Genomic DNA, 23,682 nt, shown 5'->3' with positions numbered 1-23,682 from the left:
TCAGGCAGGCACTGGCTGCTTCGGTGCCTGCAGCCTTGCCAGCTCCGCATAGGGAATGTGGCAGCGGATCGTGTGGCCGGGCTGGGCTTCGGCCAGCGGCGGTTCCTGCGTTTCGCAGATGACGCCGATCTTGCGCGGGCAGCGCGTGTGGAACACGCAGCCCGAAGGCGGGTTGGTGGCGCTGGGAATCTCGCCATCGAGCCGGATGCGCGCCGTCTCGGTCTGGTCGAGCTTGGGCACCGCCGACAGCAGCGCTTCCGTATAGGGGTGATGCGGGCCGGCAAAGACGTTCTCGGACGGCCCGAGCTCCATGATGCGGCCGAGATAGAGAACGGCGATGTTGTCGGAGAGGTAGCGCACCACGCCAAGGTCGTGCGAGATGAAGATGTAGCTGACATCTTCCTTCGACTGCAGGTCGGCGAGCAGATTGAGGATCGCCGCCTGCACCGAGACGTCGAGCGCCGAGGTCGGCTCGTCGCAGACAACGATGCGCGGCTCGCCGGCAAAGGCGCGCGCAATGGCGACGCGCTGCTTCAGACCGCCCGACAGCTGGCGCGGCTTGACGGTGAGGTGCCGGTCGGTCAGCCGCACCGAACGCACGAGTTCTTCCAGCCGCGCCTGCAATGCAGTGCCCTTCAGGCTGGCCAGCCGCTTCAGCGCGCGGCTGATCAGATGGCGGATCGAATGCGAACGATTGAGGGCCGAATCCGGATTCTGGAAGACGATCTGCATCGCCTTGATCTGGTCGTCGCTACGGTTCTGCAGCCGTGGCGCCAGCGTCTTGCCTTCGAGCTCGATCGTGCCGCCTTCGTCCGGCGGTACGAGGCCGAGCAGCAGCCTGGCGAAGGTCGTCTTGCCGCTGCCGGATTCGCCGACCAGGCCCAGCGTCTCGCCAGGCCGCAGGCTGACCGAGACATCCTTTACTGCCCGCAGCGCATGGCCGTGGCTGGCATAAGTCTTGTTCAATCCATCGACGCGCAGCACCGCCGGGGCTTGCCTGCGGGCAGGGGCGGCGACATCGCTTGGCGTAGCCCGCGGCAGCGCCTGCGCCTGCTCGTGATAGTGGCAGCGCGACAGCCGGACACCCCCATGGCCATCGTCAACCTCGTAGAGCGGCGGCAATTCGGTGCGGCAGCGGTCCGTCGCCAGCGCGCAGCGGTCGGCGAAGGCGCAGCCTTTGATGGTGGCGCCGATGCCGGGCAGGAAGCCCGGAATGGTGTCGAGCCGGCCATGGTCCTTGCGCTGGCCGCCGCGCGGCAGGCAGCGCAGCAACGCCACCGTATAGGGATGGCGCGGATCGCTGAACACGCGATCCGTCGGCCCTTCCTCGACCAGCATGCCGGCATAGAGAACGCCGACGCGGTCGCACATGTTGGAGACGACGGCGAGGTTGTGGCTGATGAACAGGATCGAGGCCGACAGTTCCTGGCGAAGCTGCGCGATCAGGTCGAGCACCTCGGCTTCCACCGTCGCATCGAGGCCGGTCGTCGGCTCGTCGAGGATCAGCATCGTCGGATCGTTGGCCAGCGCCATGGCAATCGCCACGCGCTGCTGCATGCCGCCCGAAAGCTGGTGCGGGTAGCGCTGCATGACACTCTTCGGATCGGAAATGCGCACCCGGTTCAGCATGGCGATGGCGCGGTCTTCTGCCGCTTGTCCGGTCACGCCACCGAGCTCGAAAATCTCGGTCAGCTGGCGGCCGATGCGCAGCGACGGGTTCAGCGCCTTGCCGGGGTCCTGATAGACCATCGACACGCTGTCGGCGCGGGCACGCCTGAGCGCCTCGGCGTCGAGCTTCATCACATCCTGGCCGTCGAGCGAAATTGCGCCACCGGTGATCGAGCCGTTGCGCGGGAGATAGCGCACCACGGTGAGCGCCACGGTGGACTTGCCGCAGCCGGATTCACCGACCAGCCCATAGGCCTCGCCCCGGCCGATTGTGAGGCTGAGATTGCGCAGCACCGCGCGGTTGCTGCCGTTGACGCGGTAAGCGACGGAGAGGTCGTGGAGTTCGAGCGCGTTGGTCTCAGTCATTGAGCGCTCCCTGAACACCATCAGCCACCAGATTGACCCCGATCACCAGCGAGGCGATGGCGAGCGCGTCGAACAGCACCGTCCACCAGAAACCGCCGCCGATCATGCCGTAATTCGAGGAGATCGACAGGCCCCAGTCGGGCGAGGGCGGCTGGATGCCGAAGCCCATGAAGGAGAGCGTGGCGACGGCAAAAATCGCATAGCCGAGCCGCACGGTGGTCTCGACCAGGATCGGCGGAATGACGTTGGGCAGGATCTCGACGAACATCGTATAAACAGCGCTTTCGTGCCTCAGTTGGGCGGCGGCGACATAGTCGAGTTCGCGCTCGGCAAGCACCGCCGAACGCACGGTGCGTGCGATGATCGGCGCGAAGCTGAGGCCGATGACGACAATCACCGTTGCCTTGGAGGTGCCGAGCGCAACGATAGCGAGCAGGGCCACGATCACCACCGGGATCGCCATGAAGGCTTCGAGAATGCGGCTGACGATGTCGTCGACAATGCCCCGGAAATAGCCGGTGAAAAGGCCGAGCGCGGTGCCTGCCACGGTCGCCAGCAACGTTGCCAGCGGCGCGACCGTCAGGATATCGCGCGAGCCGACGATGACGCGCGAGAAGACGTCACGGCCGATCTGGTCGGTGCCGAACCAGTGCTCGCCCGAAGGCGGCGCCAGCGCGTTGATGATGTCGTCGGCAAGCGGGTCGTAGGGCGCGAAATGCTCGCCGAACAGGGCGCAGGCGACCCAGAACAGGACGATAGCGAGGCCGACCAGAAAAGTCGGCGACCGCAGCAGCGAGAAGAACATTTCTGCCCAGGGGCCGCGCCGGGCGGCAGTGTCGGGCGCCGGGATGGTTTCGGTGGCGCTCATTGATCTGGCCCCAGACGAATGCGTGGATTGAGCACGGAATAGAGAAAGTCGGCGGCAAGGGTCGCCACCGCATAGACGATGCCGATGGTCAGGATGCCGGCTTCGAGGATCGGGAAATCCTTGCCGCGCGCGGCGGTGAAGATCAGCGAGCCGATGCCCTGGTAGCGAAACAGCGTCTCGATGACGACGAGGCCGCCGATGAGATAGCCGGTCTGCGTCGCGATCACCGTGATGGTCGGCAGCAGCGCGTTGCGCAGCACATGCCGCCAGATCACCGTGCGCCACGGCAGACCCTTGAGCACGGCGGTGCGCGTATAATCGGAATCGAGCGCCTCGATCATGCCGGAGCGTGCCATGCGGGCGATGTAGCCGAACAGCACCAGGAACAGCGGCAGCGACGGCAGGATCAAATAGTAGAGCTGGGTGAAGAAGCCGGCATCCTTCGGCCATGCCGCCGAGATCGGCAGCCAGCGCAACCAGACGCCGAAGATCAGAATCAGGATGATGCCGGTGACGAACTCCGGCAGCACCGTCACCGACAGGCCGCCAAGGCTGATGATGCGGTCGAGCGGCCGGTTGAGGTTGAGCGCGGCAATCACGCCGCCGAGAATGCCGATCGGCACCACCAGCACGAAAGCGACGGCGGCGAGCTTCATCGAGTTGACGAGTGCGTCCAGCACGAAGGGCGCCACCGATGAGCGGAAGATGTAGGACGTGCCCATGTCGCCCTGGATGAAGTTCCAGATCCAGCTGCCATATTGGGTGAGCAGCGGGCGGTCGACGCCGAGCGTGTGGTTGAGCGCATCGACGGCGCGCTGGTCGGCGAACGGCCCCAATATGGCGCGTCCGACATTTCCGGGCAGCACTTGGCCGCCCAGAAACACCATGATCGACAGCAGGAACAGCGTGACGAGCGACAGCGACACACGCCGGACGAGGAAGGAGAGAATGGCTATGACTCCTTGCTGAGCCAGCTCCCGCGTGGGAGCTGGCTGTTAGAGGATTGGCTTTCTCTTCTGAGCATGATCCCGAAAAGTGGGAACCGGTTTTCGGAAAAGATCATGCTCCAACAATGAGTCAGCTCAGGCCTTCGATGCCTTTTCGAGGAACAGCTGCGACATGGCCGTCGGCTGCACGCCGGTCACGCCCTTCGCCGTCGCCGTCAGATAGTCGTAGAAATAGCCGAAAATGACAGGCGTTTCCTCGAGCAGCAGCTTCTGGATCTTGCCGGCGTCGGCCTTCTGCGCTTCGAGGTCGAGGGCCGCGATGTAGCTGGTCGCCAGCGCATCGTAGTCCTTGTTCTTGAAGTGCGCTGCGTTCCAGGTGCCTTCGCTCTTCAGCGGCGCCGCGAGGTAGACGTTCGGCACGCCACGATGGCCGTAATCGGTGATGCCCATCACCGAATCCAGCCAGTTCGATTTGCCGAACACGGCATCGCCGTAATAGCCGCCCTGGTCGAGGATGTTGAGCTCGAGCTCGACGCCGATCTCCTTGACCCAGTTCTGGATCAGCTGCGCGTATTCGGGGATTTCGAGGTAGCGCTCGGTGGTCAGCGTCACCTTGAAGCCCTGGGCGACGCCGGCAGCTTCCATCAGTTGCTTGGCCTGCGCTATGTCCTGCTTGCGCTGCGGCACGGTCGTGTCGGTCGATGGGTAGACTGCAGCGAACGGGCTGTCATTGCCGAGCGCCGAGCGTCCCTTCATCAGGCCGGCGACCAGCTTGTCGCGATCGAGGCAGAGCGCAATGGCGCGGCGCACGCGCGCATCCTTCAGCGGGCCGTCATCGCAGCGCATATGCAGCTGCTGATGCGCGGACGACTTCAGGCTGATGATGTCGACGCTCGGATCGTTGAGCAGCGCCACGCCCGACAGCACCGGCATCTGGTTGATGATGTCGACCTGTCCGCCCTGCAGCGCCAGGATCATCGGCTGCACATCGGTGAAGAAGGTGAACTCGGTGCGCTCCGGCAGTGCCTTCGGCCCCCAATAATCCTCGTTGCGGACGAAGGAGGCGCCGACCTTCGGCGTGTATTTTTCGATCTTGAACGGCCCGGTGCCGTCAAAGCTCTTTTCGTAGTCGCCCTTGTAGCTCGCCGGCACGATGACGGCGTTGTAGTTGTCCGACGACAGCATGTAGGGGAAGTTGCCGTTCGGCGCGTCGAGATGGAATTCGACGGTGTAGTCGTCGACCTTCTTCGAGGCGCCCTTCTGCAGGATGCCGTTGAACACCGACAGCGCGTTGGAGGAATTCGCCGGATCGGCGAGGCGGTCGATGCTGGCCACCACGTCGTCGGCCTTCATCTCGCCGCCCGAATGGAATTTTACGCCCTTGCGCAGCGTGAAGGTCCACACCGTGCCGTCGGCGTTGGGCTTCCAGCTTTCGGCAAGTGCGGGCTGCAGCACCAGATCGGGGCCGTCGATGCAGAGGAATTCGGCCACCTGCTGCATCACCAGCAGGCCGCCGGCGTCTGCAATGGTCACCGGGTCGATCGCCGCGGCCGGCACGCTGCTGGCCACGCGAATGGTGGCGCCCGGTGCGCCTTGGGCGCGGGCAAGCGAAGGCATGCCGCCAAAGCCGGCAGCCGTGGTGATGCCGCCGAGCAGCGGCAGCGACAGGCCGAGCAGGCTGCCGTGGCGAATGAATTCGCGGCGGCTGACGCGGCCGTCAACCAGTCCGTCGATCAGGTGGTTTTCGAGCGGCGTGCGCTGGCGCCGGATAAGGTCGAGAAGGCGGTAATTCTTGATCATGGGTTCTACCCTTTCCCCTGTGTTTTTGTCGTTGGTTGGTGTGTTTGTGGCTGACGAAATTCCGTGGAGTTCTCCTTGTCCCGGCCGTCAACGAAGTCTCTCGACCGGACTGTAGCACGCGATTTTCCGCGGTCCATCTGGTCCGTTATGAGGAGGGACCGGATTTTGCGAGGCATCTGCTTTCCGCCCGTTCGTCCCGCGCGCTTGTCCCAGCTGCAGGCTTCTCTTGTTGTATTTGTCTCTTGTCGGCTTGTGTGATCACTCCTCGTTGTTTTGACGCAATTGCGAGCGGAAAGCCGCCTAGTTCAAAGGCAGCCGGCGATAGGTGCCGGGCTTTTCCGGGTCGTGGTATTTGTTGCACGGCCCGTTTTCGACGAAGTCGCGATGGCAGGCGGCAAGCCTGTCCTGAGACAGCGTGACGCCCAGGCCGTGGCCCTCCGGCACCGGCACGACATTGTTCCTGGGCGAAAACGGTCCTTCCTCGATTATGTCCATCGACTGCATGCGAAACAGCGACTGGTTGGGCTCCCGGATCCAGCCGAGTGCGGCGCACAGATGCAGGTAGCAGGCGCTGCCGAGGCCGGTGTCGCCGCTGTAGCACCAGTAGTCGATGCCGGCGTGCTCGCAGGCGCCGACGAAGCGCTGCATGCGGCCGATGCCGCCATGCGCCGTCGGGTTGCCGACAAAGGCGTCCGGCACCTTCACCTCCATGGCGCGCGCAATGTCGATGTTGTGGGTCGAGAACGGGATGGAGCAGTGACGGCGCAATTCGCGCATCTCTTCGATGCTCGCCACCGGATCCTCCCAGTTGCGCACGCCAAGCTCTTCCAGCGGCCGTGCCAGTTGTCTGGCGGTGGCCAGCGAATAGGCCTGGTTGGAATCGATGCGGATCATCACGTCGTCGCCGAGCTTTTTGCGGATCAGCTCGACCATTCGAAGCGATATCTTCGGATCGTGCGTCGAGAACTTGCCTTCGAAGAAGGTGGTGCCGAAGCGCTCGTTGAGTTCGACGCAATAGTCGGCGACTTCTTCCGGCGTCTTCTCACCCTTCACATCAGCGCCATCACCGCGCAGCGAAAAATAGTCGGTGAAAGGGATGTCCTTGCGCACGGCGCCGCCGAGCAGCTGGTACAGCGGCTGCTTCCAGGCTTTGCCGCGCAGGTCCCACAGCGCCACCTCGATGGCGCCGAAGGCCATGATTCGGGTGCGGTCATTGATCGATTGCACGCCGCTCCAGAAGGGCAGACAGACTTCCTCAGCCCCGGCAATATTGAAGGCGTCGCGGCCGACAAGTCGTGGCGCCAGCACATCGTTGATGACGGCCGCGGCGGCCGGCGTCGGCGCCTCGCCGAGGCCGACCAATCCATCCTCGGTCTCGACCTCGACGATGGTCGGCGAGAAACCGTCGAGTTCGCCGAACACCCAGACATAAGGGGCTTCGAGCCGGTAATTGATCGGCGTCGCCTTGACGCGCTTGATCTTCATCTCAGCCGATCTCGAAGAAGGGTTTGCCAAGCAGGCTCGGATCGACATCGATGCCGAGGCCGGGTCCGTCGGGAATGCCTATATGACTGCCGGTCACCGGCGGGGCGTTTTTTGCTGTGCGCACCGTCACCCATTCGTGGAAGGCAATGGCGTGCAGCCGGCGTTCTTCCGGCGTCGACAGCGACAGATGCGCCATGGCCGCGGTATCGATCTCGGCGCCGCCCGTATCCTCGACCGTGATCATGAATCCGAGATCGACGGCGACGTCGCGGATCTGGCGGGTCCTGGTCACGCCGCCCAGCCGCGAGATCTTCAGCGTCAGCCCGTCGGCTGCACCCAGGCGGTGAATTTCCAGCATCGCCTCGAGCGAGACTACGGATTCATCCAGCACCATCGGCTTGTCGAGCATCCGGCGCACCGACATGTTCTCCTCGATCGTCGTGCAGGGCTGCTCGAACGTGTAGTCGATGCCGCGCGTGGCATCGGCGAACTGCCGCGCCTGGTAGGGGGTCCAGCCGGCATTGGCGTCGCAGAAAATCACCGTGCCTTTCGGCACGGCCGAAGCGACGGCCGTCACCCGCTCGATGTCGTCGTGCACATCGCCGCCTACTTTGACCTGGAGGCGGCGACAGCCCTCGGCAATGATCCTCTTGGCCAGTGCCGCCATCCGATCGAGCGTGCCATGGGTGACGACGCGGTAGGTCTCCGCCATCTCGCTCTCGCGGCCACCAAGCATGGTCACCAGCGGTACGTCGGCGGCGCGCGCTGCCAGGTCCCAGCACGCCATGTCGAGCGCCGATTTGATGTAGGGATGGCCCTTGAACACCGTGTCCATCAGCCGGCCGATACCGGCGAGGCCGCGTGGATCCTGGCCGATGAGGTGCGGCGCGATCTCGACCACGCCGGCGCGCGTGCCGGCCGGAAAGGCGGCCGAATAGAAATTGCCGAGCGGCGCCATCTCGCCCCAACCGGTCACGCCGCTGTCGGAGGTGATGGCCACGATCACCGCGTCGAAGCAGTCGGCGACCCGCCCCTTGGACATGCGGTAGGGCCCGTCCACGAAGGGCTGCACGACACTATAGGCCTTGATGGTTTTGATCTGCACTTGTGTACGTCCGTTGTCGCTTGGTGTTGAGGAGGAGGGTCAGCCCTTCGACGTCCGCTGTTCGAGGCCGCGCGCATAGGCAAGCAATTCTTCGAAATCGAGGTCGATATGCTCGCGGGCGTGGCGCTGGGCGGCGCGCATGTCGGCGCCCTTCAACAGCCGCACATAGGTCTCGTGGACATCTTCCGCGGGCACCGGCTCGTTGCGCGCCCGCTGGTGCAGGGCAAAATACATTTGCAGCCGGCTGGTCAGCCGCTGCCAGGTTTCCAGCAGCACCGAATTGTCGGCCCATTCATAGATCAGCCCGTGCAGTTGCAGCGCGGTTTCGATCTGGCGCGTGGTGTCGAGCGCTCGCGTCGCCTGCTTCACCGCCTCGTGGCGGCTGTCGAGTTCGTCGAAGAAGCGCTGGTCGCGCAACTTCCAGGTGCGCTCGATGGCGAATTCATCGAGCACCTTGTTCAGCGAATAGGCGTCATCGATGTCCTTGGCGGTGACATCAATGACGAAGGTGCCGGCATAGGGAATGCTGGTCAGGATGCCTTCCTGCACCAGCTCGCGCATCGCCTCGCGCAACGGCGCGCGGCTGACCCGCATCTGCTCGGCGATCCTGAGTTCGTTGAGTTTTTGCCCGGGTTCCAGCTGGCCGGTCAGGATCGCGCGCCTCAGCAGCGCGACGATCTCGGCCCGACGTGTCGTATCCGCGATCGGACTGAAATCCAGCTTGGCCATGTCGCCACTCCAGTGAGAGCCGGGAATAAGACAAGCAGATTGTCGACAATCCTACAAGAGGCCTTTTCCGGATTCTTGTAGCGGTTGGCGTGTCAGCCTTTCCTCATGCTGCGCGGCCGTAGAAGCCGACCCGCTCTTCTGGGCTGAACATCACACCCGGCTTCTCATAATAGGAAAACACCGCGATCATCCGCTCGCGCGCGCCTTGGACGGTGGTGACGCGATGCGCGGTGTTCTTGCCGCGGAAGACATTCAGCGTGCCCGGCTTCAGACGCAGGATTTTTGCTTCGGGATCGCGCCCTTCGAGCAGTTTTGCGACGCCGTCATAGTTGGGATTGTCGTCCGACCGCAGATCGGTGCGATACTCGAAATCGCCGCCGCGTTCAGGCGCCTGCAGCAAAAGCGTGGTGGTGAATTCCGAACGGTCGAAATGCCAGTTCAACGCTTCGCCGGCGCGGTAGGCCATGACATTGGTGCGCGCCAGCGGATCCTGCATGACATGCAGCCTGGTCTTGCCCATCGCCGCCGCGAGGAAGCGCAGCAGCGGTTCGTATTCGTAGATGGCAAGCACGGTGCTGCCGGGAATCTGGTCGGCGCAGACCGTGTGGCTGATGGTCTCGACCTTGCGCAGCGCCGGATGGTCCGGAGCGAGTTCGGGAAGGTCCGGCTTGAAGTAGATGTTGTGCATGCGCTTGTGCACATGCGAGCGCGCCGCCATCACCGGCTGGATTTCTTGAACCGCCTTCTCGGCGACGCCAGGGCGTAGAAACCCTTCGAGATTGAACATGCCGTCGGCTTCCAGCGCCGTGACAGAGGTGTCCACAAGCCGCCTCCATTCAGGGCTGCCTTCACGGTCGAGCGGGTAGCGGTCGAGGTCGAGAATGTCTTTCATTGTCAAAGCTCCGGTTTCGAAACCAGAAGACGACAAAAAAATCTTTCTCTCAACGCGGAAAATAATTAGGCTTGCACAAGAAAATATTGAGGAAGCGACATGGAGAAGCTGCCACCTTTGAATGCCGTGCGAGCCTTCGAGGTTGCCGCGCGCGCCGGCTCCTTCACGCTTGCCGCCACCGAACTTGGCGTTTCCTCAGCCGCGGTCAGCCAGCAGATCCGAAACCTCGAAAGCTGGTTCGGCAAGCAGCTTTTCGTGCGCAACGGCAACCGCATCACGCTGACCGATGCCGGCCATGCCATCTATCCCCAGACGGCCCGCGCCCTGGGCGACATAGCGGCGGTAGGCCGGCGCATGCTGGAGGGCGGCGTGCGGCCCCGTCTCGTCGTCAGCGTGCCGTTCTCGCTGGCCGAATTGTGGCTGGCGCCCCGGCTGGCGGAACTGCTCGACGGCTTCCCGCAGATGGCCATCGATATCCGTGTCGAAGACGATCCGGTCGACGTCGTGCGCCAGAGCATCGACCTGCGCATCTCCTATGGCGACTATCACTATCCGGCGTTGCGGATGGTGCGGCTCGTGCATGACGAGGTGCTGCCGGTCGCGTCGCCCGATTTCCTGAAACGCCATGGCAGCGGCGGCTCCATCCTGGCGGATATGCATGAGAGCCAGTTCATCCACACCAACTGGGGCCCGAACTATGCCTCGCATCCAAGCTGGGCCGACTGGTTCGCGGCGGTGGGCAGCAATCGTTCGCCGGACCCTTCGCATGGCCGCCGCGTCGGCCTGTCCAGCCTGGCGATATCGGCGGCGAGGCTGGGGCTGGGGATAGCGCTTGGCCAGAGGACAATGGCTGATGCCGATCTCGAAGCCGGCCGCCTGATCGCGCTCTCCTCGGTTTCCGTCCGGCTCGGGCAACCCTATTGCGCCTTCATGCTGCCGGCGAAAGCCGAACGCGCCGACATCGCCGGGCTTGTCGCGCTGCTCGGAGCAATTCCAGGAAAAGTGCACGGCGCCCCATAAAAAACGGCGCCCTCGGCGTGGGTGCCGAGGGCGCCACAGAACCGGGGCTGATGGGGGTTATCAGCTGGCCGGTTTTTCCTGAGGCAATGGCGAGATCGGCATTCCTGGTCCGATCTTCTGCAGATTGCCCGTTATCACCTGGTCGCCTTCGGCGACGCCGGTCAGCACGGCCACCAGATCGCCGCTGTTCGCGCCAAGCGTGACGATGCGCTGGTCGACCGTGTTGCCCTTGCCGACGACATAGACATATTTGCCGAGCTGGCTCGAACCCAGCGCCACCTGCGGCACCATCAGCGCGTCGGGCAGCTGCTTGATGTGCAGCCGCACGCGCACATACTGGCCCGGCAGCAGCGAGAACTTCGCATTGCCGATGGTGGCGCGCGCCGTGATCGTGCCGGTCGAGTGGTCGACCGTGTTGTCGATGAAGGTGAGTTCGCCCTTCTGGCTGGCCTCGGTCTCGCCCGGCAGCAGCACCTCGACCTCGATCGGGCCAGCGGCGCGGGCCTGCTCGATTTCGGCCAGGTCCGTCTCGCTCGGATTGAAGGTGACATAGATCGGGTCGAGCTGCACCAGCGTGTTCAGCACCGTGCCGGCAACGCTCACCAGTGTGCCGACCGAAGCCTGGTTGCGGCCGACGCGGCCGGCAAACGGGGCGTGGATTTCGGCATAGCTCAAATTGAGCTCGGCCGTCCGTACCGCCGCCTGGTTGACGGCAAGCGACGCTTCGGCCTGGCGCAGGGTGCTGGTGCGTTGGTCGAACCCGTCCTTGGCTAGGTAACCGCTCTTGGCGAGCTCAGAGCCGCGACCGAGATTGGAGCGCGCATAGTCGAGCGTCGCCTGGTCGCGTTGTACCGCGGCCTTGGCCTGGTCGAGAGCCGCCTGGAAGTCGTCAGGCGAGACCTTGTAGAGCAGGTCGCCCTTGCGCACATCGGCGCCGTCCTCAGCCGTCTGTTCGTCAAGATAACCGGGCACCCGGGCCTGCAGCGTGACGCTGCGGATCGCCTCGATGCGGGCGGCGTAGTCGAGATAGATCGGGATCGTCTTCTTGACGACGCTCGCCACCGGCACCGGCATGACGAATGCCGCTGGCGCCGGCGTCGCTGCCGCTGTGCCGGCATTGAGGCTGAGATTGCCCATATCGAGGAAGTGAACGCTTGCCACCGAGATCGCCCCCAGGGCGATGGCCGTTCCCAAAGCTATTTTCCATTTACGCATTTTGGTCTCCAATTCTATTCGGCTGCTTCGGCCAGTCGCACGAGCGCTGGGTCGGCAGTCGGTTCATTGTTGTCCTGGCCACTATGATCCTGGTCATGGGCGTCGCTACGCTCGCGGCCTTCGCGCAGCCGTTCGATGACTGCGTAGAAGACCGGCACGAACACCAGCGACAGGATGGTCGCGGCAACCATGCCGCCGAAGACGGTGGTGCCGATCGACTGCCGGCTTGCTGCACCAGCACCCGTCGCAAACATCAGCGGCAGCACGCCGAGGATGAAGGCGAAGGCCGTCATCAGGATCGGCCGCAGCCGGAGCCGCGCGGCTTCCATCGCCGCGTCGACGATGCTCAGGCCTTCCTCGCGCCGCCGCCTTGCGAACTCGACGATCAGGATCGCGTTTTTGGCCGCCAGGCCAATCAGCATGACGAAGCCGATCTGCGAGTAGACGTCGATCTGCATGCCGCGCAGGAACAGGGCTGCGAAGGCGCCGAACAGGGCCAGTGGCACCGCCAGCAGCACCATGAACGGCATCGCCCAGCTCTCATACTGCATCGCCAGGATCAGGAAGACGAAGACGATGGCGAGGCCGAAGACGACCGACGCGATCGACCCCGCCTTGAGCTCCTGGAAGGTGATGCCGGTCCATTCGAAACCGAAATCCCTGGGCAGCGCGGTGGCAGCGGCCCGCTCCATCGCGGCGACCGCCTGGCCCGACGAGAAGCCGGGTGCTGCGCCGCCATTGATCGTGGCCGAGGCGTTGTTGTTGTAGTGCGGCACGGTTTCCGGGCCGACGAACGGCACCAGCTTGCCCAGCGTCGAGAGCGGCACCATGCCACCGGATGCATTGCGCACATAGAGCCGCGAAATGTCGGCCGCACCCGCGCGTGCATCCTTGTCAGCCTGGATGGTCACCCGGAAGGTGCGGCCGAACAGGTTGAAGTCGTTGACGTAGAGCGAGCCGAGATAGATCTGCAGCGTATTGAAGACGTCGGGCAGGTTGAGGCCGAGCAGTTTGGCCTTGCTGCGGTCGAGGTCGTAGTTGAACTGCGGCGTCGAGGTCGAGAACGGCGAGAACAGCTGCTGCGGATTGATTTCCGGCTGCTTGCGCGCCTCGGCGATCACGGCTTGCGTCGCATCGTTGAGAGCCGCGCTGCCGCGTCCGGTAAGGTCTTCGACGACGAATTCGAAGCCGCCCGTGGTGCCGATACCCGGGATCGAAGGCGGATCGAAGGACAGCGCGAAGGCTTCCGGAATCTGCATCAGCTTGCCGCGCACGTCGGCGACGAGCTTGGACGCGCTCTGGTCGGGGCCGCGCTCCTCCCAAGGCTTCAGAATGGCGAACTCGACCGCCGAGTTCGACTGCGCCGCACTGGTCAGGAAGTTCAGGCCGCTGATCGAGCCGACGATGTCGACGCCGGGCGTCGCTTGCAATATGTCGCGCGCCTTCTGCGCCACCGCATCGGTGCGCTCCAGCGAAGCGCCGTCAGGCAGCTGGATGACGACGAAGAAGTAGCCCTGGTCCTCGACCGGAAGGAAGGTCGAAGGCAGCTTCTGCCAGACGAAGTAGGTGGCGACCAGTCCGGCTGCGAACAGGCCGAGCATGATCCAGCGCAGCCGGATGAGGATGCGCACGCCGTGGGCGTAGAGATGCGAGAGTTTGTCGAAGCCCGTGTTGAACCAGCGGAACGGCGCGAACTGCGTCTCGCCGCGATGGCGCAGGAAGGCGGCACTCAGCGCCGGGCTGAGCGTCAGCGAGTTGAAGGCGGAGATGCCGACGGAAATCGCCACTGTCAGTGCGAACTGGTTGTAGAGCTTGCCGGAGACGCCGGGAATGAAGGCGACGGGCACGAACACGGCCATCAGCACCGCGGTGGTGGCGATGATCGGCCCGGTGACTTCGGCCATGGCGGCCTTGGTCGCCGCCAGCGGTTTCAGCCCGGCCTCCAATTGTCGTTCGACATTTTCCACCACCACGATGGCGTCGTCGACGACGAGGCCGATGGCCAGCACCATGCCGAGCAGAGAGAGCATGTTAAGAGAGAAGCCGAGCATCTCCATGACGACCATCGTCGCCACCAGCGACACCGGAATGGCGATGGTTGGGATGATCGTGGTGCGCCAGCTCTGCAGGAAGATGAACACCACGGCCACTACCAGCACCAGGGCTTCGCCGAGCGTGATCAGAACGTCATGCATCGAGGCCGACACGAAGCGCGTTGTGTCGTAGTGCATGGCATAGGAGACGCCCTTGGGGAAACGAGCCGACAGCTCCTGCATCTTGTCCTTGACGCGCTGCTGCAGATCGAGCGCGTTGGAACCGGGCATCTGGTAGACGGCGAGCACCACGGTCGGGTCCTTGCCGAAGAAGGCCGACGACGAATATTGCAACGCCCCGAGTTCGATGCGGGCGACGTCGCGCAGGCGCACCAGCGAGCCGGTGTCGGTGTTGGCGCGCACGACGATGTCACCGAACTCCTTCGGGTCGCTCAGGCGGCCGACGGCGTTGACCTGCATTTCGAAGGCGGTGCCGGCGGGCGCCGGCGACTGGCCGATCTTGCCGGCCGCGACCTGGACGTTCTGTTCCGAAATGGCATTCTGGACGTCGACCGCGGTGATGCCGAGATTGGCGAGTTTGTCGGGATCGAGCCAGACGCGCATCGAATAGCGCCGCTCGCCGAAGATCTGCACATCGCCGACGCCGGGCAGACGCTTGAGCGGATCGACAACCTGCAGATAGGCCAGGTTGCTCAGCGCCACCGGATCGACCGATTTGTCAGGCGAGGTCAGGTTGACGATGAGGACGAAATTCGGATTCTGCTTCTTGATCGTCACACCACCCTGGTTGACGATCGCCGGCAGCGACGAGGCGGCTTGCGAGACGCGGTTCTGCACGTCGACCGCCGCGGTGCTCAGCGGATAGCCGACATCGAAGGTGATGGTGATGGTCGAGGAGCCGTCATTGGAGCTCGACGACGACATGTAGGTCATGCCTTCGACGCCATTGATCTGCTGCTCCAGCGGTGTCGTCACCGTATCGGCGACGACCTGTGCGCTGGCGCCCGGATAATGGGCGCTGACCACCACCTGCGGCGGTGTGATGTCGGGAAACTGCGAGACCGGCAAAAGGAAATAACAAATCGTCCCGGCGAGCACCATGACGATGGCGATGGCCGAGGCGAAGATCGGACGATGGATGAAAAAGTTTACCACGACACGCATGCCTCTTTAAATGAATGGGCAGACCGGGACAGCCGCCGACTGCGCGCCGAACCCGGGTCCTGCAAAAAATACGAAGACGGCGCCGCGCCGCTGAGGCCCTGCTCATCGGCCACGGTCCTCAGCATCGCTTCGAAGGCGCGCGGGTTGACGCGGTCCGCCTTCATCACCAGCCGGATCATCGGATCCCGGATGGCTTCATCGATGGTCAAATCCTTGCGCTGCGACATCGGAGCGTCTCCATTCCAGCGATTCGCATCGGATGATCGCGAACCGGTTTTCATCTCTTCACCGGCCGGAGCCGCATGAACCGCAATTTTCACCCTTTGTGATCTGGCAGGACCAGTTCACGGCCTTGTTATTGACGGAAGGCTACATAGGTGTTACCAGTAAGTAACATTCGGATAGTTACAGACCGGTAACACCCTAGTCAAGAGGTGGACCGAAAATTTAGGGAGACAAGGAGACGGCGATGGCAGACGGCATTACGGATCGCGTGCGTCCCCGGGATCGAATCCTGGAGACGGCGCAGGACATGTTTCACAAACATGGCATCAAGGGCGTCGGCGTCGACGCCATTACGGAAGCCGCCGGCACCAACAAGATGACGCTCTACCGTCATTTCGAGTCCAAGGACGAACTCATCATCCAGTGCCTGCGCGCTTCGGCGGCCAAGGGCGCCGCGATATGGGATGAGTTCGAGGCGGAGCACCCCGGCGACAAGCTGGCGCAATTGCATGCCTGGGTCCGCAAGGTCGCCGACATGCTCGCCGCCGACGGTCGCGGCTGCGACATGGCCAACGCCGCCGTCGAACTGACCGAGCCGAACCATCCGGCGAGAAGCGTGATCAAGGAGCTCAAGAGCGCCCAGCGCGATCGCCTTATTACGCTATGCCGCGATGCCGGCATCGGTCAGGCCGAGCTTCTCGCCGATACGCTGTCGCTGCTGTTCGAAGGCGCGCGTGTCAGCGTGCAGACCATGGGCTGCCAGGGCCCCAGCACACAGTTCGTGCGCATGGCGGAAGGCCTGATCAGCTCTTTCAGGGCACGCTGACAGCCAGCGTTTCGCTCGCTGCGCCCGCATGGGGAGCAGCGATTCGCATCGCCACTGGCCATCCGGGTGAGCAGCCCCGGCTGTTGGCCGAGACCTCGCACGTCAGCTTCAAATTCATTTGCAAAAGAAAAAGCCCGCTGCCGGGAGGAGGTGGCAGCGGGCTTGATTTCGAATACGGCGCGGGAGGAGGTGCACCGCACTCAAGGCCGGCATCGCATCTGGGAGGAGTAGATGGCCGACCACCAATACCTACGAGTTGCTTAATGATTCGGCAACCATAAAAGATGCATAGCTGCTGTGCAGATTTGCGGCAGCTACCCCGACTTGTCGTACAAATAGGAAAAGCCGCCACGGCGCAAATTCACTGCACCGGCACGTTCTCCTTGAAGATCAGCCGCGGCTCGATGAACTTCTTCGTCAGATAGGGTGCCGCGGACGCGATCGAGCCGAGCAGGCGGATCACCGATTGCTCGGCGATCAGCCGCGCATTCTGGTCGATGACGACATCGGCGAGATCGTCGACGAGATAACCGCGCGTTTCCTTCGTCAGGTCGTGGCAGATGAACACCGGCTTTTTCTTCGGCTTGGTTTCGAGCAGCGCTCTCGCCACACCTGAGCGTCCGGCGCCGACGCAGTAGATGCCGAGCAGGTCCGGCTCGTTATGCAGCGCCTGCATCGTGGCAGCATAGCTGCCCTCCGGCTCGTCATTGATCTCGACGGCGCTTGAGACTGTGAGGTTGGGGAACTCTTCCGACAGCACCGAGCGGAAGCCCATTTCGCGCTCCTCATGCCCGCGATAGGAGCGTGAGCCGACGACCATCGCCAGATGACCCTTATGGCCGTTGAGGAAGCGCCCCATCAACAGCGCCGCCGTGCGCCCGGCGACCCGGTTGTCGATGCCGACATAGGCCGAACGCGGGGCCGCCGGAACGTCGGAGACCAAGGTGACGAGGCGGATGCCGGCCTCGACGACGTCGCGCAGAATGTTGCGCGTCCTGGGATGATCGACGGCGATGACGCCGACGCCGTTGGCCTTGAGCGACAGATTTTCGACCGCCGCCTGGAGTGCGGCGGGCGAGATGCCGGCAAGGTTGTGGATGCGGCACGAGGCGACCAGCGGCAGGCGCGCCGCATAGTCCTCGATGTGGCCGGCCAGGTCGACCATGAAGCCGTTGGCGCCGATCGGCAGGAAGAATTCGAGATGCGCCGGCCGCGATGGCAGCGTCACCTGGTCGACCACCGGCAAATAGCCGAGCTGCTTGGCCGCTTCCATCACGCGCTGCCGGTTGGCGGCGCTCGCGCCGGCCCGGTTGTTGAGCACCCGGTCGACCGTCGCGGTCGACAGGCCGCAGCTTCTGGCTATGTCAGCAACGGTGGCTTTCATGGTCACAGTCATAGAGCATGATCCCGAAAAGTGGGAACCGGTTTTGTCGGACAAACGGGAACCGTTTTGTCCAAAGATCATGCTCCACAAAGAGTTAGAGCTGATGCGATCCTGCGCCAGACGGCAGGAAGACGGTTCAGCCGTGCGATGGCCTGCCTTCGGCGATGGCGTCGCGGATTTCCTTGTCCGACATGCCGGTAATGATGCGTTCGACCTCGGCGACGTTGGTCTTCTTCGGGTCGATGTCATCGGCCACCACCTTGCCCCGGCGCATGACGACGATGCGGTCGACCACCTGGAAGACGTGGTGGATGTTGTGGGCGATGAAGATGCAGGAATGGCCGGAATCGCGCGCGTTGCGCACGAAGCTCAGCACGCCTTGCGTCTCGGCGACGCCCAGATTGTTGGTCGGCTCGTCAAGGATGATGAGGTCGCTGTCGAAATGCATGGCGCGGGCGATGGCGACGGCCTGCCGCTCGCCGCCGGAGAGCGAGCCGATCGGCGTCGTCGGCGGGATATTCTTGGAGATTCCGACCTGTTTCAACAGGTCGCGGGCGACCACGTTCATCGCCTCCTGGTCCATGCGGTTCAAGAAGCGCGGCGGCTTGATCGGCTCGCGCCCGAGGAACAGGTTGCGCGCGATCGACAGCTGCGTGACCAGTGCGGAGTCCTGGTAGATCGTCTCGATGCCGTGCGCGATGGCATCGCTGGTGCTGCGCAGATTGACCTTCTTGCCGCGGATGAAGATGTCGCCGCTGGTCAGTGGCACCGCGCCCGACAGCACCTTGATCAGCGTCGACTTGCCGGCACCATTGTCGCCGAGCAGGCCGACAATCTCCCTTTCGTTGACGTGGAAATTGGCGTCCTCGAGCGCCTGCACGCGCCCGTAGGACTTTTTGATGTTGGTCATGCGGATGAGCGGTTCAGCCATGGTTCACGTCCCTGCCTGATGCCGGCGTTCCAGCCATGAATGCAGCGCCATCATGCCGAGAATGATGGCTCCGATGAAGATGTTGTAGGCAAGGCCCGGCACGCCGATCAGCACGATGCCGTTGCGCATCACCCGCAGGATCAGGATCCCGAGCACGGTGCCGATGATGGTGCCGCGCCCGCCGGTCAGTGCCGTGCCGCCGATCACCACCATGGCGATGACTTCGAGCTCGTAGCCGGTTCCGCTGTTGGGGTTGGCGGCCGACGTGCGCAGCGAGGAGATGACACCGGCCAGCGATGCCATCAGCGACGACAGGATGAACAGACCGATCTTGACGCCGTTGACGTTGACGCCGCGGGCGCGGGCGGCATTCGGGTTCCCGCCTGCCGCCTGGATCCAGTTGCCGATGCGGCTCTGCGTCAGCACGTAGCCGAGTATTGCGGCCGCCGCGATGAACCAGAACAGCGACATGTAGATGCGGAACGGCCCGATGAAGAAATCGCCGACCAGCGCTTCGGCAAGCCAGCTGCCTTCCGCGCTCCAGGTGCGCTGCGGAAAGCCGTCGGTGACGAACAGCGCCGTGCCGCGCACCACCAAGAGCATGCCGAGCGTGACCAGGAAGGACGGGATCTTGAGCTGGGTGACGAACCAGCCATTGACCAGACCGATGAGAGCGGCGACCAGCAGCGCGGCGAGGAAGCCGACTTCCAGCGAGGTCAGGCCGCTGTTGAACAGCGTCCACATCAGCACCGGCGAGAAGCCGAACAGCGAGCCGACCGACAGGTCGAATTCGCCCGATGTCATCAGCAGCGTCATCGCCAGCGCGATCAGCCCGAGCTCGACGGTGAAGGCCAGCGTGTTGGAGATGTTTTGCGGCGACAGGAAATCGTGGTTGATGCTCCAGAACACCGCGATTTCGACGATGAGCAGCACGAAAGGCCCGAATTCCGGCCTCGCGATCAGGCGTTGGATGAGCGAACGGTTTTCCACTGATAACCCGCGACAGGAAGGGAAGGGCTGAACCTCCGCACGTGGTGCGAAAGCTTCGGCGAAAAAGACAGTCGCGACCGCGGCTGCGGCCGCGACTGTTGGATATCCAGGTTATTTGCCGGACAGGATGTCGTCGTAGACCTGCGCGGTGTCCTTTTCGTAGAGCGCGCCGGTGATGACGTTGAAGCCCGGAGGAATGCCGCTTGCTGCCATGTTGGCCAGTGAAAGCGCAACGTAGCTGGTCGCCTGAGGGTCCTGCCACTGGCCGGCATTGACATAGCCGTTCAGCACTTCCTGGGTGGTGTCGAGCGAGTTGCCCCAGCCGACGACCGGGATTTCACCCGGCTTGATGCCGACCTGGTCGAAGACCCGCTTGATCGAGCCGGTGACGAGGTCGCCGAGGCCGATGATCGCCTTGACCTTGGCCTTGTTGGCGGTGAGGTAATCGACCATGCGGTTGATCACTTCGGCCTGGTCGAGCGTCGCCTCGGTGATCTCATAGGTGATGCCGAGTGGCCCGAAGACGCTCTTGATGCCTTCCTCTTCCTGGACGCCATAGGTGGCGCCGGGGATTTCGACCGGCATCCAGACGAAGTCGCCCTTCTTCACCAGCCCCTTGTCGACCAGATACTGCGCCCAGTGCTTGCCGAAGGTGACGTTGTCGCCGCCGACATAGGCGTTGAAATTGGCCTTGGGATCGGGCGTGTTGAAATTGATGATCGGGATGTTTGCCGCGCGGGCCTCCTTGACGATCTCGACGAGGCTGCCCGGATCGGGGCTGGTGGTGACGATGCCGTCGGCCTTGGCGGAGAGGGCCGCGCGAACCGCTTCCTGCTGCGAGGCGACGTCACCATTGTGGAACGAGGTGTTGACGGTGTTGCCGGTGTCTTTCGCCCATTGCTTGGCGCCGGCGAGGAAGTAGGTCCAGACCGGGTCGGCCGGGCCGCCATGCGAAATCCAGTAGAACGTCTTGGCCTGTGCCGCCGCCGGAATGGCCAGCGCCACAATCAAGCCGAGCACGAGTAATCGTAGCCTCGTTAGCATTTGCTTTCCTCCCATGTTGAAAAACGACCTCCACGTCCGGCGATGATCCGGGCCATGCCCGATCATTTCCTCCTGCCAGCGCCGCCCGGATGCTCAGAGCATCTTCTTTTCCGGCCGATGGCAAGCCTCCATCCGCCCAATGGATGGTGGCGCGATGCAACACGCCATCAGCGATCCCATCAGATCGCATCAGTTCGAGCAAATCCAGGAAAAGTGTGAGGCGGTTTTCCCGGGAAAAGCGCAGCGCCCGAAAAATCAGATAAGGCCGGCCTTGGCGAGGTCGCGCATGAGATGGCTGGCGCCGTAGGTCCAGTGCGGACAATCGGGCGACAGAAGCACGCGATTGACCAGCGCGCCGAATTTCTCCGAGGAGATGGTGACGATGTCGCCGACCTTGTGGGTGAAGCCCTTGCCCTTTTCGCCGCGGTCCTTCGACGGCACGAACATGGTGCCGAGATAAAGCGCCAACCCGTCCGGATATTGGTGGTGCGGCCCCATGGCGGCGGCAACGAGTTCTTCCGGCGAACGGCTGATCTCGGCCATCGAGCTCGCGCCCTCCAGCGAAAATCCATCCTCGCCCTCGACCTTCAGCCGCACAATGGCCTGCTTCACGTCGTCGATCGAAAATGTTGCGTCGAACAGCCGGATGAATGGGCCGAGCGAAGCCGAGGCATTGTTGTCCTTGGCCTTGCCGAGCAGCAGTGCCGAACGTCCCTCGACATCCCTGAGATTGACGTCGTTGCCGATGGTGGCGCCAACGATGCTGCCGCTGCTGGCGGCGATCATGGCAATCTCGGGCTCCGGATTGTTCCAGGTCGACACCGGATGCAGCCCGACATCGGCGCCGAAGCCGACCGAGGCCATCGGCTGGCATTTGGTGAAAATCTCGGCGTCGGGACCGATGCCGACTTCCAGATATTGCGACCAGGCGCCGCGCGCGATCAGCTTGGCCTTGATCTCCATCGCCTCCGGCGAGCCGGGCTTGAGCTTTGACAGGTCGTGGCCGATCAGCCCGGCAATGTCGGCGCGGATGGCGTCGGCCTTTTCCGCCGAACCGCGTGCCTGCTCCTCAATGACGCGCTCGAGCAGGCTGACGACGAAGGTCACGCCCGACGCCTTCACCGCCTGCAGGTCGACGGGCGAGAGCAGATAGGGCTTTGCCGGATCGCGCGTGGCCTGAAAGCTGTTGGCGGCAATCGCGTCGAGCGAGCCGATCGACTTGCCCTTGGCTGAGCTGACATGTCCGACCGGATCGGTCATTTCGCAGATGTCGCGCACGGTGGGCGCTGCGCTCGATGTGATGTCGAAAACGGTGCCGTCGCGCACCGTGACCACCAGCGGATGCGAGGCATCGCTCGCTTTGGCGCGGCCGATGAAGAGCCCGTCGGCGGGAAGCTGCGTTGGGTTCGTCATGGCTTACGGTCCTTTGACTGATTGCGAATGGGAACTGGCCTGAAGGGCGCGGCACTTTCACCGGATTCCACTCAAAGGTCTATCCCGTGGTGCAGCCAATTGTCGGTTCTGACATGACGCCCGCTCTTTCAAAAAAATGAAATTCCCACTAGCGTTTTCATTTTGCCCTCTGCTCCAGGTGAAGCCTTGTCCGCACCGTTTTCCATTCCGATCTGGCAAAAGCCGCAGACCGCATCCGCATTCCGGTCGCTCGTCCCGGATGGTACGCTGGTCGATGTTGCCATCGTCGGTGGCGGTTTCATGGGCCTGTCGACCGCCTTGCATGCCGCGCGCCTCGGTCTCGGCGTCCAGGTTCTGGAGGCCGGCGAGGTCGGGCAAGGCGCCTCGGGTCTCAATGGCGGCCAGGTCATTCCCGGCCTGAAATACGATCCCGAATGGCTGCTCCAGCATTTCGGCCCCGGGCGTGGCCAGGCACTGGTCGATTTCGCTGCCTCGACGGCCGATGCGGTGTTCGATCTCATCCGTGACGAAAAACTGGTGGTGCCGTTCACGCGCAACGGCTGGATCCAGGCTGCGCACACCGAAACCGCTTTGACAGCGGCAGCGAACCGGGATCGGCAATGGCGGGCACGTGGCGCCGATGTCCAGCTTCTCAGCCAAAGCGAGATCGCTGCGATGACCGGCGCGCAAGGCTATCTCGGCGGCTGGCTCGACCGCCGCGCCGGCATCATCGATCCGCTCGCTTATACGCTGGAACTGGCGCGCATCGCTGCCGCGGCCGGAGCCAGGATTGCCGAGCGGCAGAAGGTGGTGAAGCTGACCAGGGACGCCGGCGTTTGGTGTGTTTCGAGCGCAAACGGCGCCGAAGTGCGGGCCAAGGCGGTTGTGCTGGCGACCAATGCCTATTCCGATGGGCTGCTGCCTGGTCTCGCCGAGACGATCGTGCCGTTGCATTCCTTCCAGATCGCGACCGGGCCACTGTCGTCCAACCTTGCAGCGGCGATCTTGCCGGAAGGGCAGGCGGTATCCGACTCCAGGCGCATCCTCGTCTACTATCGCAGGAGCGCCGACGGCCGGCTGGTGCTTGGCGGCCGCGGCCGCATGGCCCTGCCAAAGAGCGAGGCCGACTGGGCGCATCTGCAGCGCGCGCTGGTGCGGCTCTATCCGGCGCTCTCCGATGTTCCCATCGAGAAGCGCTGGTTCGGCCGCGTGGCGATGACGCCGGATCATCTGCCGCATGTCCATGAGCCCGAAAAGGGCCTGCTCGCCGTGGTCGGCTGCCAGGGCAGGGGCGTCGGCCTGATGAGCGCGCTGGGAAAGCGAATGGCGGGCTACCTTGCAAACGGTGACGTAGCGCAATTGCCGTTCCCGCTGTCGCCGATCCGGCCGATCCCGTTCCATGCCTTCCGCCAGGTCGGCGTCGCCGCGACGATCGCCTGGTACCGGATGCTGGACGCCTTCGGGCGCTGATTGTGCGCCAGCCGTTTAGTTCCGCGGATTCAGCTTGACAGTTTCACGAATATGAAAAAAGTTAGGTCGATTTCATAATTCGGTTG

The 23,682-nt window shown here is 63.6% G+C and carries 19 protein-coding genes; 3 read left to right on the top strand and 16 right to left on the bottom strand.

Features of this window, described 5'->3' with window-relative positions; translation table 11 throughout:
• From AC1DXM_RS24990 to AC1DXM_RS24955, 8 genes are all read right to left on the bottom strand, one after another.
• Window positions 1-2,034, bottom strand: a complete 2,034-nt coding sequence (locus AC1DXM_RS24990) for a dipeptide ABC transporter ATP-binding protein (RefSeq protein WP_477237169.1) — start codon at window positions 2,032-2,034, stop codon at window positions 1-3.
• Entirely contained in the window at window positions 2,027-2,902 is an 876-nt protein-coding gene (locus tag AC1DXM_RS24985; protein WP_477237167.1) for an ABC transporter permease, read from the bottom strand. The genes AC1DXM_RS24990 and AC1DXM_RS24985 overlap by 8 nt, the downstream gene beginning before the upstream one ends.
• Window positions 2,899-3,852, bottom strand: a complete 954-nt coding sequence (locus AC1DXM_RS24980) for an ABC transporter permease (protein WP_477237369.1) — start codon at window positions 3,850-3,852, stop codon at window positions 2,899-2,901. The genes AC1DXM_RS24985 and AC1DXM_RS24980 overlap by 4 nt, the downstream gene beginning before the upstream one ends.
• 132 nt (window positions 3,853-3,984) lie before the next feature.
• The gene (locus AC1DXM_RS24975; RefSeq protein ID WP_477237165.1) at window positions 3,985-5,649 is read right to left on the bottom strand and encodes an ABC transporter substrate-binding protein; all 1,665 of its coding nucleotides are present in this window, start codon (window positions 5,647-5,649) and stop codon (window positions 3,985-3,987) included.
• Window positions 5,650-5,949: 300 nt separating this feature from the next.
• Window positions 5,950-7,134 (bottom strand): mandelate racemase/muconate lactonizing enzyme family protein, encoded by a 1,185-nt coding sequence (locus AC1DXM_RS24970; protein ID WP_477237163.1) that lies wholly within the window; start codon window positions 7,132-7,134, stop codon window positions 5,950-5,952.
• Between the two features lies 1 nt (window position 7,135).
• The gene (locus AC1DXM_RS24965; protein WP_477237161.1) at window positions 7,136-8,239 is read right to left on the bottom strand and encodes a mandelate racemase/muconate lactonizing enzyme family protein; all 1,104 of its coding nucleotides are present in this window, start codon (window positions 8,237-8,239) and stop codon (window positions 7,136-7,138) included.
• 39 nt (window positions 8,240-8,278) lie between these two features.
• Window positions 8,279-8,968 (bottom strand): GntR family transcriptional regulator, encoded by a 690-nt coding sequence (locus tag AC1DXM_RS24960; RefSeq protein WP_477237159.1) that lies wholly within the window; start codon window positions 8,966-8,968, stop codon window positions 8,279-8,281.
• 103 nt (window positions 8,969-9,071) lie between these two features.
• Window positions 9,072-9,860: a HalD/BesD family halogenase gene (locus AC1DXM_RS24955; RefSeq protein ID WP_477237157.1), complete on the bottom strand. Its 789-nt coding sequence runs from the start codon at window positions 9,858-9,860 to the stop codon at window positions 9,072-9,074.
• Between the two features lie 99 nt (window positions 9,861-9,959).
• Between AC1DXM_RS24955 and AC1DXM_RS24950 the strand changes: the two genes are divergently transcribed.
• A complete protein-coding gene (locus AC1DXM_RS24950; protein ID WP_477237155.1) occupies window positions 9,960-10,880 on the top strand; it encodes a LysR substrate-binding domain-containing protein in 921 nt (306 codons plus the stop codon).
• A 60-nt stretch (window positions 10,881-10,940) separates the two neighbouring features.
• Here the strand turns inward: AC1DXM_RS24950 and AC1DXM_RS24945 are convergent, their stop codons facing one another.
• From AC1DXM_RS24945 to AC1DXM_RS24935, 3 genes are read right to left on the bottom strand one after another with little or no spacing between them, the layout of a single operon-like run.
• A complete protein-coding gene (locus tag AC1DXM_RS24945; protein ID WP_477237153.1) occupies window positions 10,941-12,095 on the bottom strand; it encodes an efflux RND transporter periplasmic adaptor subunit in 1,155 nt (384 codons plus the stop codon).
• A gap of 14 nt (window positions 12,096-12,109) precedes the next feature.
• On the bottom strand, window positions 12,110-15,304 hold the full coding sequence (locus tag AC1DXM_RS24940) for an efflux RND transporter permease subunit (protein ID WP_477237151.1): 3,195 nt from the start codon (window positions 15,302-15,304) through the stop codon (window positions 12,110-12,112).
• Window positions 15,298-15,540: a hypothetical protein gene (locus AC1DXM_RS24935; protein ID WP_192256158.1), complete on the bottom strand. Its 243-nt coding sequence runs from the start codon at window positions 15,538-15,540 to the stop codon at window positions 15,298-15,300. The genes AC1DXM_RS24940 and AC1DXM_RS24935 overlap by 7 nt, the downstream gene beginning before the upstream one ends.
• Before the next feature lie 242 nt (window positions 15,541-15,782).
• Here AC1DXM_RS24935 and AC1DXM_RS24930 point away from each other — a divergent pair, with 242 nt between their 5' ends.
• Complete coding sequence (locus tag AC1DXM_RS24930) at window positions 15,783-16,364, top strand: TetR/AcrR family transcriptional regulator (RefSeq protein WP_112565683.1); 582 nt, start codon at window positions 15,783-15,785, stop codon at window positions 16,362-16,364.
• Window positions 16,365-16,725: 361 nt separating this feature from the next.
• Here AC1DXM_RS24930 and AC1DXM_RS24925 read toward each other — a convergent pair whose 3' ends face one another.
• From AC1DXM_RS24925 to AC1DXM_RS24905, 5 genes are all read right to left on the bottom strand, one after another.
• Window positions 16,726-17,748, bottom strand: a complete 1,023-nt coding sequence (locus tag AC1DXM_RS24925; RefSeq protein WP_477237148.1) for a LacI family DNA-binding transcriptional regulator — start codon at window positions 17,746-17,748, stop codon at window positions 16,726-16,728.
• Window positions 17,749-17,884: 136 nt separating this feature from the next.
• Window positions 17,885-18,679: an ATP-binding cassette domain-containing protein gene (locus AC1DXM_RS24920; protein ID WP_477237146.1), complete on the bottom strand. Its 795-nt coding sequence runs from the start codon at window positions 18,677-18,679 to the stop codon at window positions 17,885-17,887.
• A gap of 3 nt (window positions 18,680-18,682) precedes the next feature.
• Window positions 18,683-19,669 carry an ABC transporter permease gene (locus AC1DXM_RS24915; RefSeq protein ID WP_477237144.1) on the bottom strand — a complete coding sequence of 329 codons (987 nt, stop codon included), beginning with the start codon at window positions 19,667-19,669 and terminating at the stop codon, window positions 18,683-18,685.
• Window positions 19,670-19,780: 111 nt separating this feature from the next.
• Entirely contained in the window at window positions 19,781-20,713 is a 933-nt protein-coding gene (locus tag AC1DXM_RS24910) for a substrate-binding domain-containing protein (protein WP_477237142.1), read from the bottom strand.
• A gap of 255 nt (window positions 20,714-20,968) precedes the next feature.
• Window positions 20,969-22,126 (bottom strand): fumarylacetoacetate hydrolase family protein, encoded by a 1,158-nt coding sequence (locus AC1DXM_RS24905; protein ID WP_477237140.1) that lies wholly within the window; start codon window positions 22,124-22,126, stop codon window positions 20,969-20,971.
• 186 nt (window positions 22,127-22,312) lie between these two features.
• Here AC1DXM_RS24905 and AC1DXM_RS24900 point away from each other — a divergent pair, with 186 nt between their 5' ends.
• Window positions 22,313-23,596 carry an NAD(P)/FAD-dependent oxidoreductase gene (locus tag AC1DXM_RS24900; RefSeq protein WP_477237138.1) on the top strand — a complete coding sequence of 428 codons (1,284 nt, stop codon included), beginning with the start codon at window positions 22,313-22,315 and terminating at the stop codon, window positions 23,594-23,596.
• Window positions 23,597-23,682: the final 86 nt, after the last annotated feature.

It is taken from the genome of Mesorhizobium sp. P3_A2 (assembly GCF_056403115.1).
The sequence above is the reverse complement of the archived record's forward strand: the minus strand, read 5'-3'. Positions and strand labels throughout refer to the sequence as shown.

Coding starts and splice junctions, on each gene's coding strand:
- AC1DXM_RS24990 (WP_477237169.1), bottom strand. CDS start 2,034: ATGACTGAGACCAACGCGCTCGAACTCCACGACCTCTCCGTCGCTTAC.
- AC1DXM_RS24930 (WP_112565683.1), top strand. CDS start 15,783: ATGGCAGACGGCATTACGGATCGCGTGCGTCCCCGGGATCGAATCCTG.
- AC1DXM_RS24910 (WP_477237142.1), bottom strand. CDS start 20,713: ATGCTAACGAGGCTACGATTACTCGTGCTCGGCTTGATTGTGGCGCTG.
- AC1DXM_RS24925 (WP_477237148.1), bottom strand. CDS start 17,748: ATGAAAGCCACCGTTGCTGACATAGCCAGAAGCTGCGGCCTGTCGACC.
- AC1DXM_RS24955 (WP_477237157.1), bottom strand. CDS start 9,860: ATGAAAGACATTCTCGACCTCGACCGCTACCCGCTCGACCGTGAAGGC.
- AC1DXM_RS24975 (WP_477237165.1), bottom strand. CDS start 5,649: ATGATCAAGAATTACCGCCTTCTCGACCTTATCCGGCGCCAGCGCACG.
- AC1DXM_RS24950 (WP_477237155.1), top strand. CDS start 9,960: ATGGAGAAGCTGCCACCTTTGAATGCCGTGCGAGCCTTCGAGGTTGCC.
- AC1DXM_RS24970 (WP_477237163.1), bottom strand. CDS start 7,134: ATGAAGATCAAGCGCGTCAAGGCGACGCCGATCAATTACCGGCTCGAA.
- AC1DXM_RS24945 (WP_477237153.1), bottom strand. CDS start 12,095: ATGCGTAAATGGAAAATAGCTTTGGGAACGGCCATCGCCCTGGGGGCG.
- AC1DXM_RS24920 (WP_477237146.1), bottom strand. CDS start 18,679: ATGGCTGAACCGCTCATCCGCATGACCAACATCAAAAAGTCCTACGGG.
- AC1DXM_RS24935 (WP_192256158.1), bottom strand. CDS start 15,540: ATGTCGCAGCGCAAGGATTTGACCATCGATGAAGCCATCCGGGATCCG.
- AC1DXM_RS24960 (WP_477237159.1), bottom strand. CDS start 8,968: ATGGCCAAGCTGGATTTCAGTCCGATCGCGGATACGACACGTCGGGCC.
- AC1DXM_RS24985 (WP_477237167.1), bottom strand. CDS start 2,902: ATGAGCGCCACCGAAACCATCCCGGCGCCCGACACTGCCGCCCGGCGC.
- AC1DXM_RS24905 (WP_477237140.1), bottom strand. CDS start 22,126: ATGACGAACCCAACGCAGCTTCCCGCCGACGGGCTCTTCATCGGCCGC.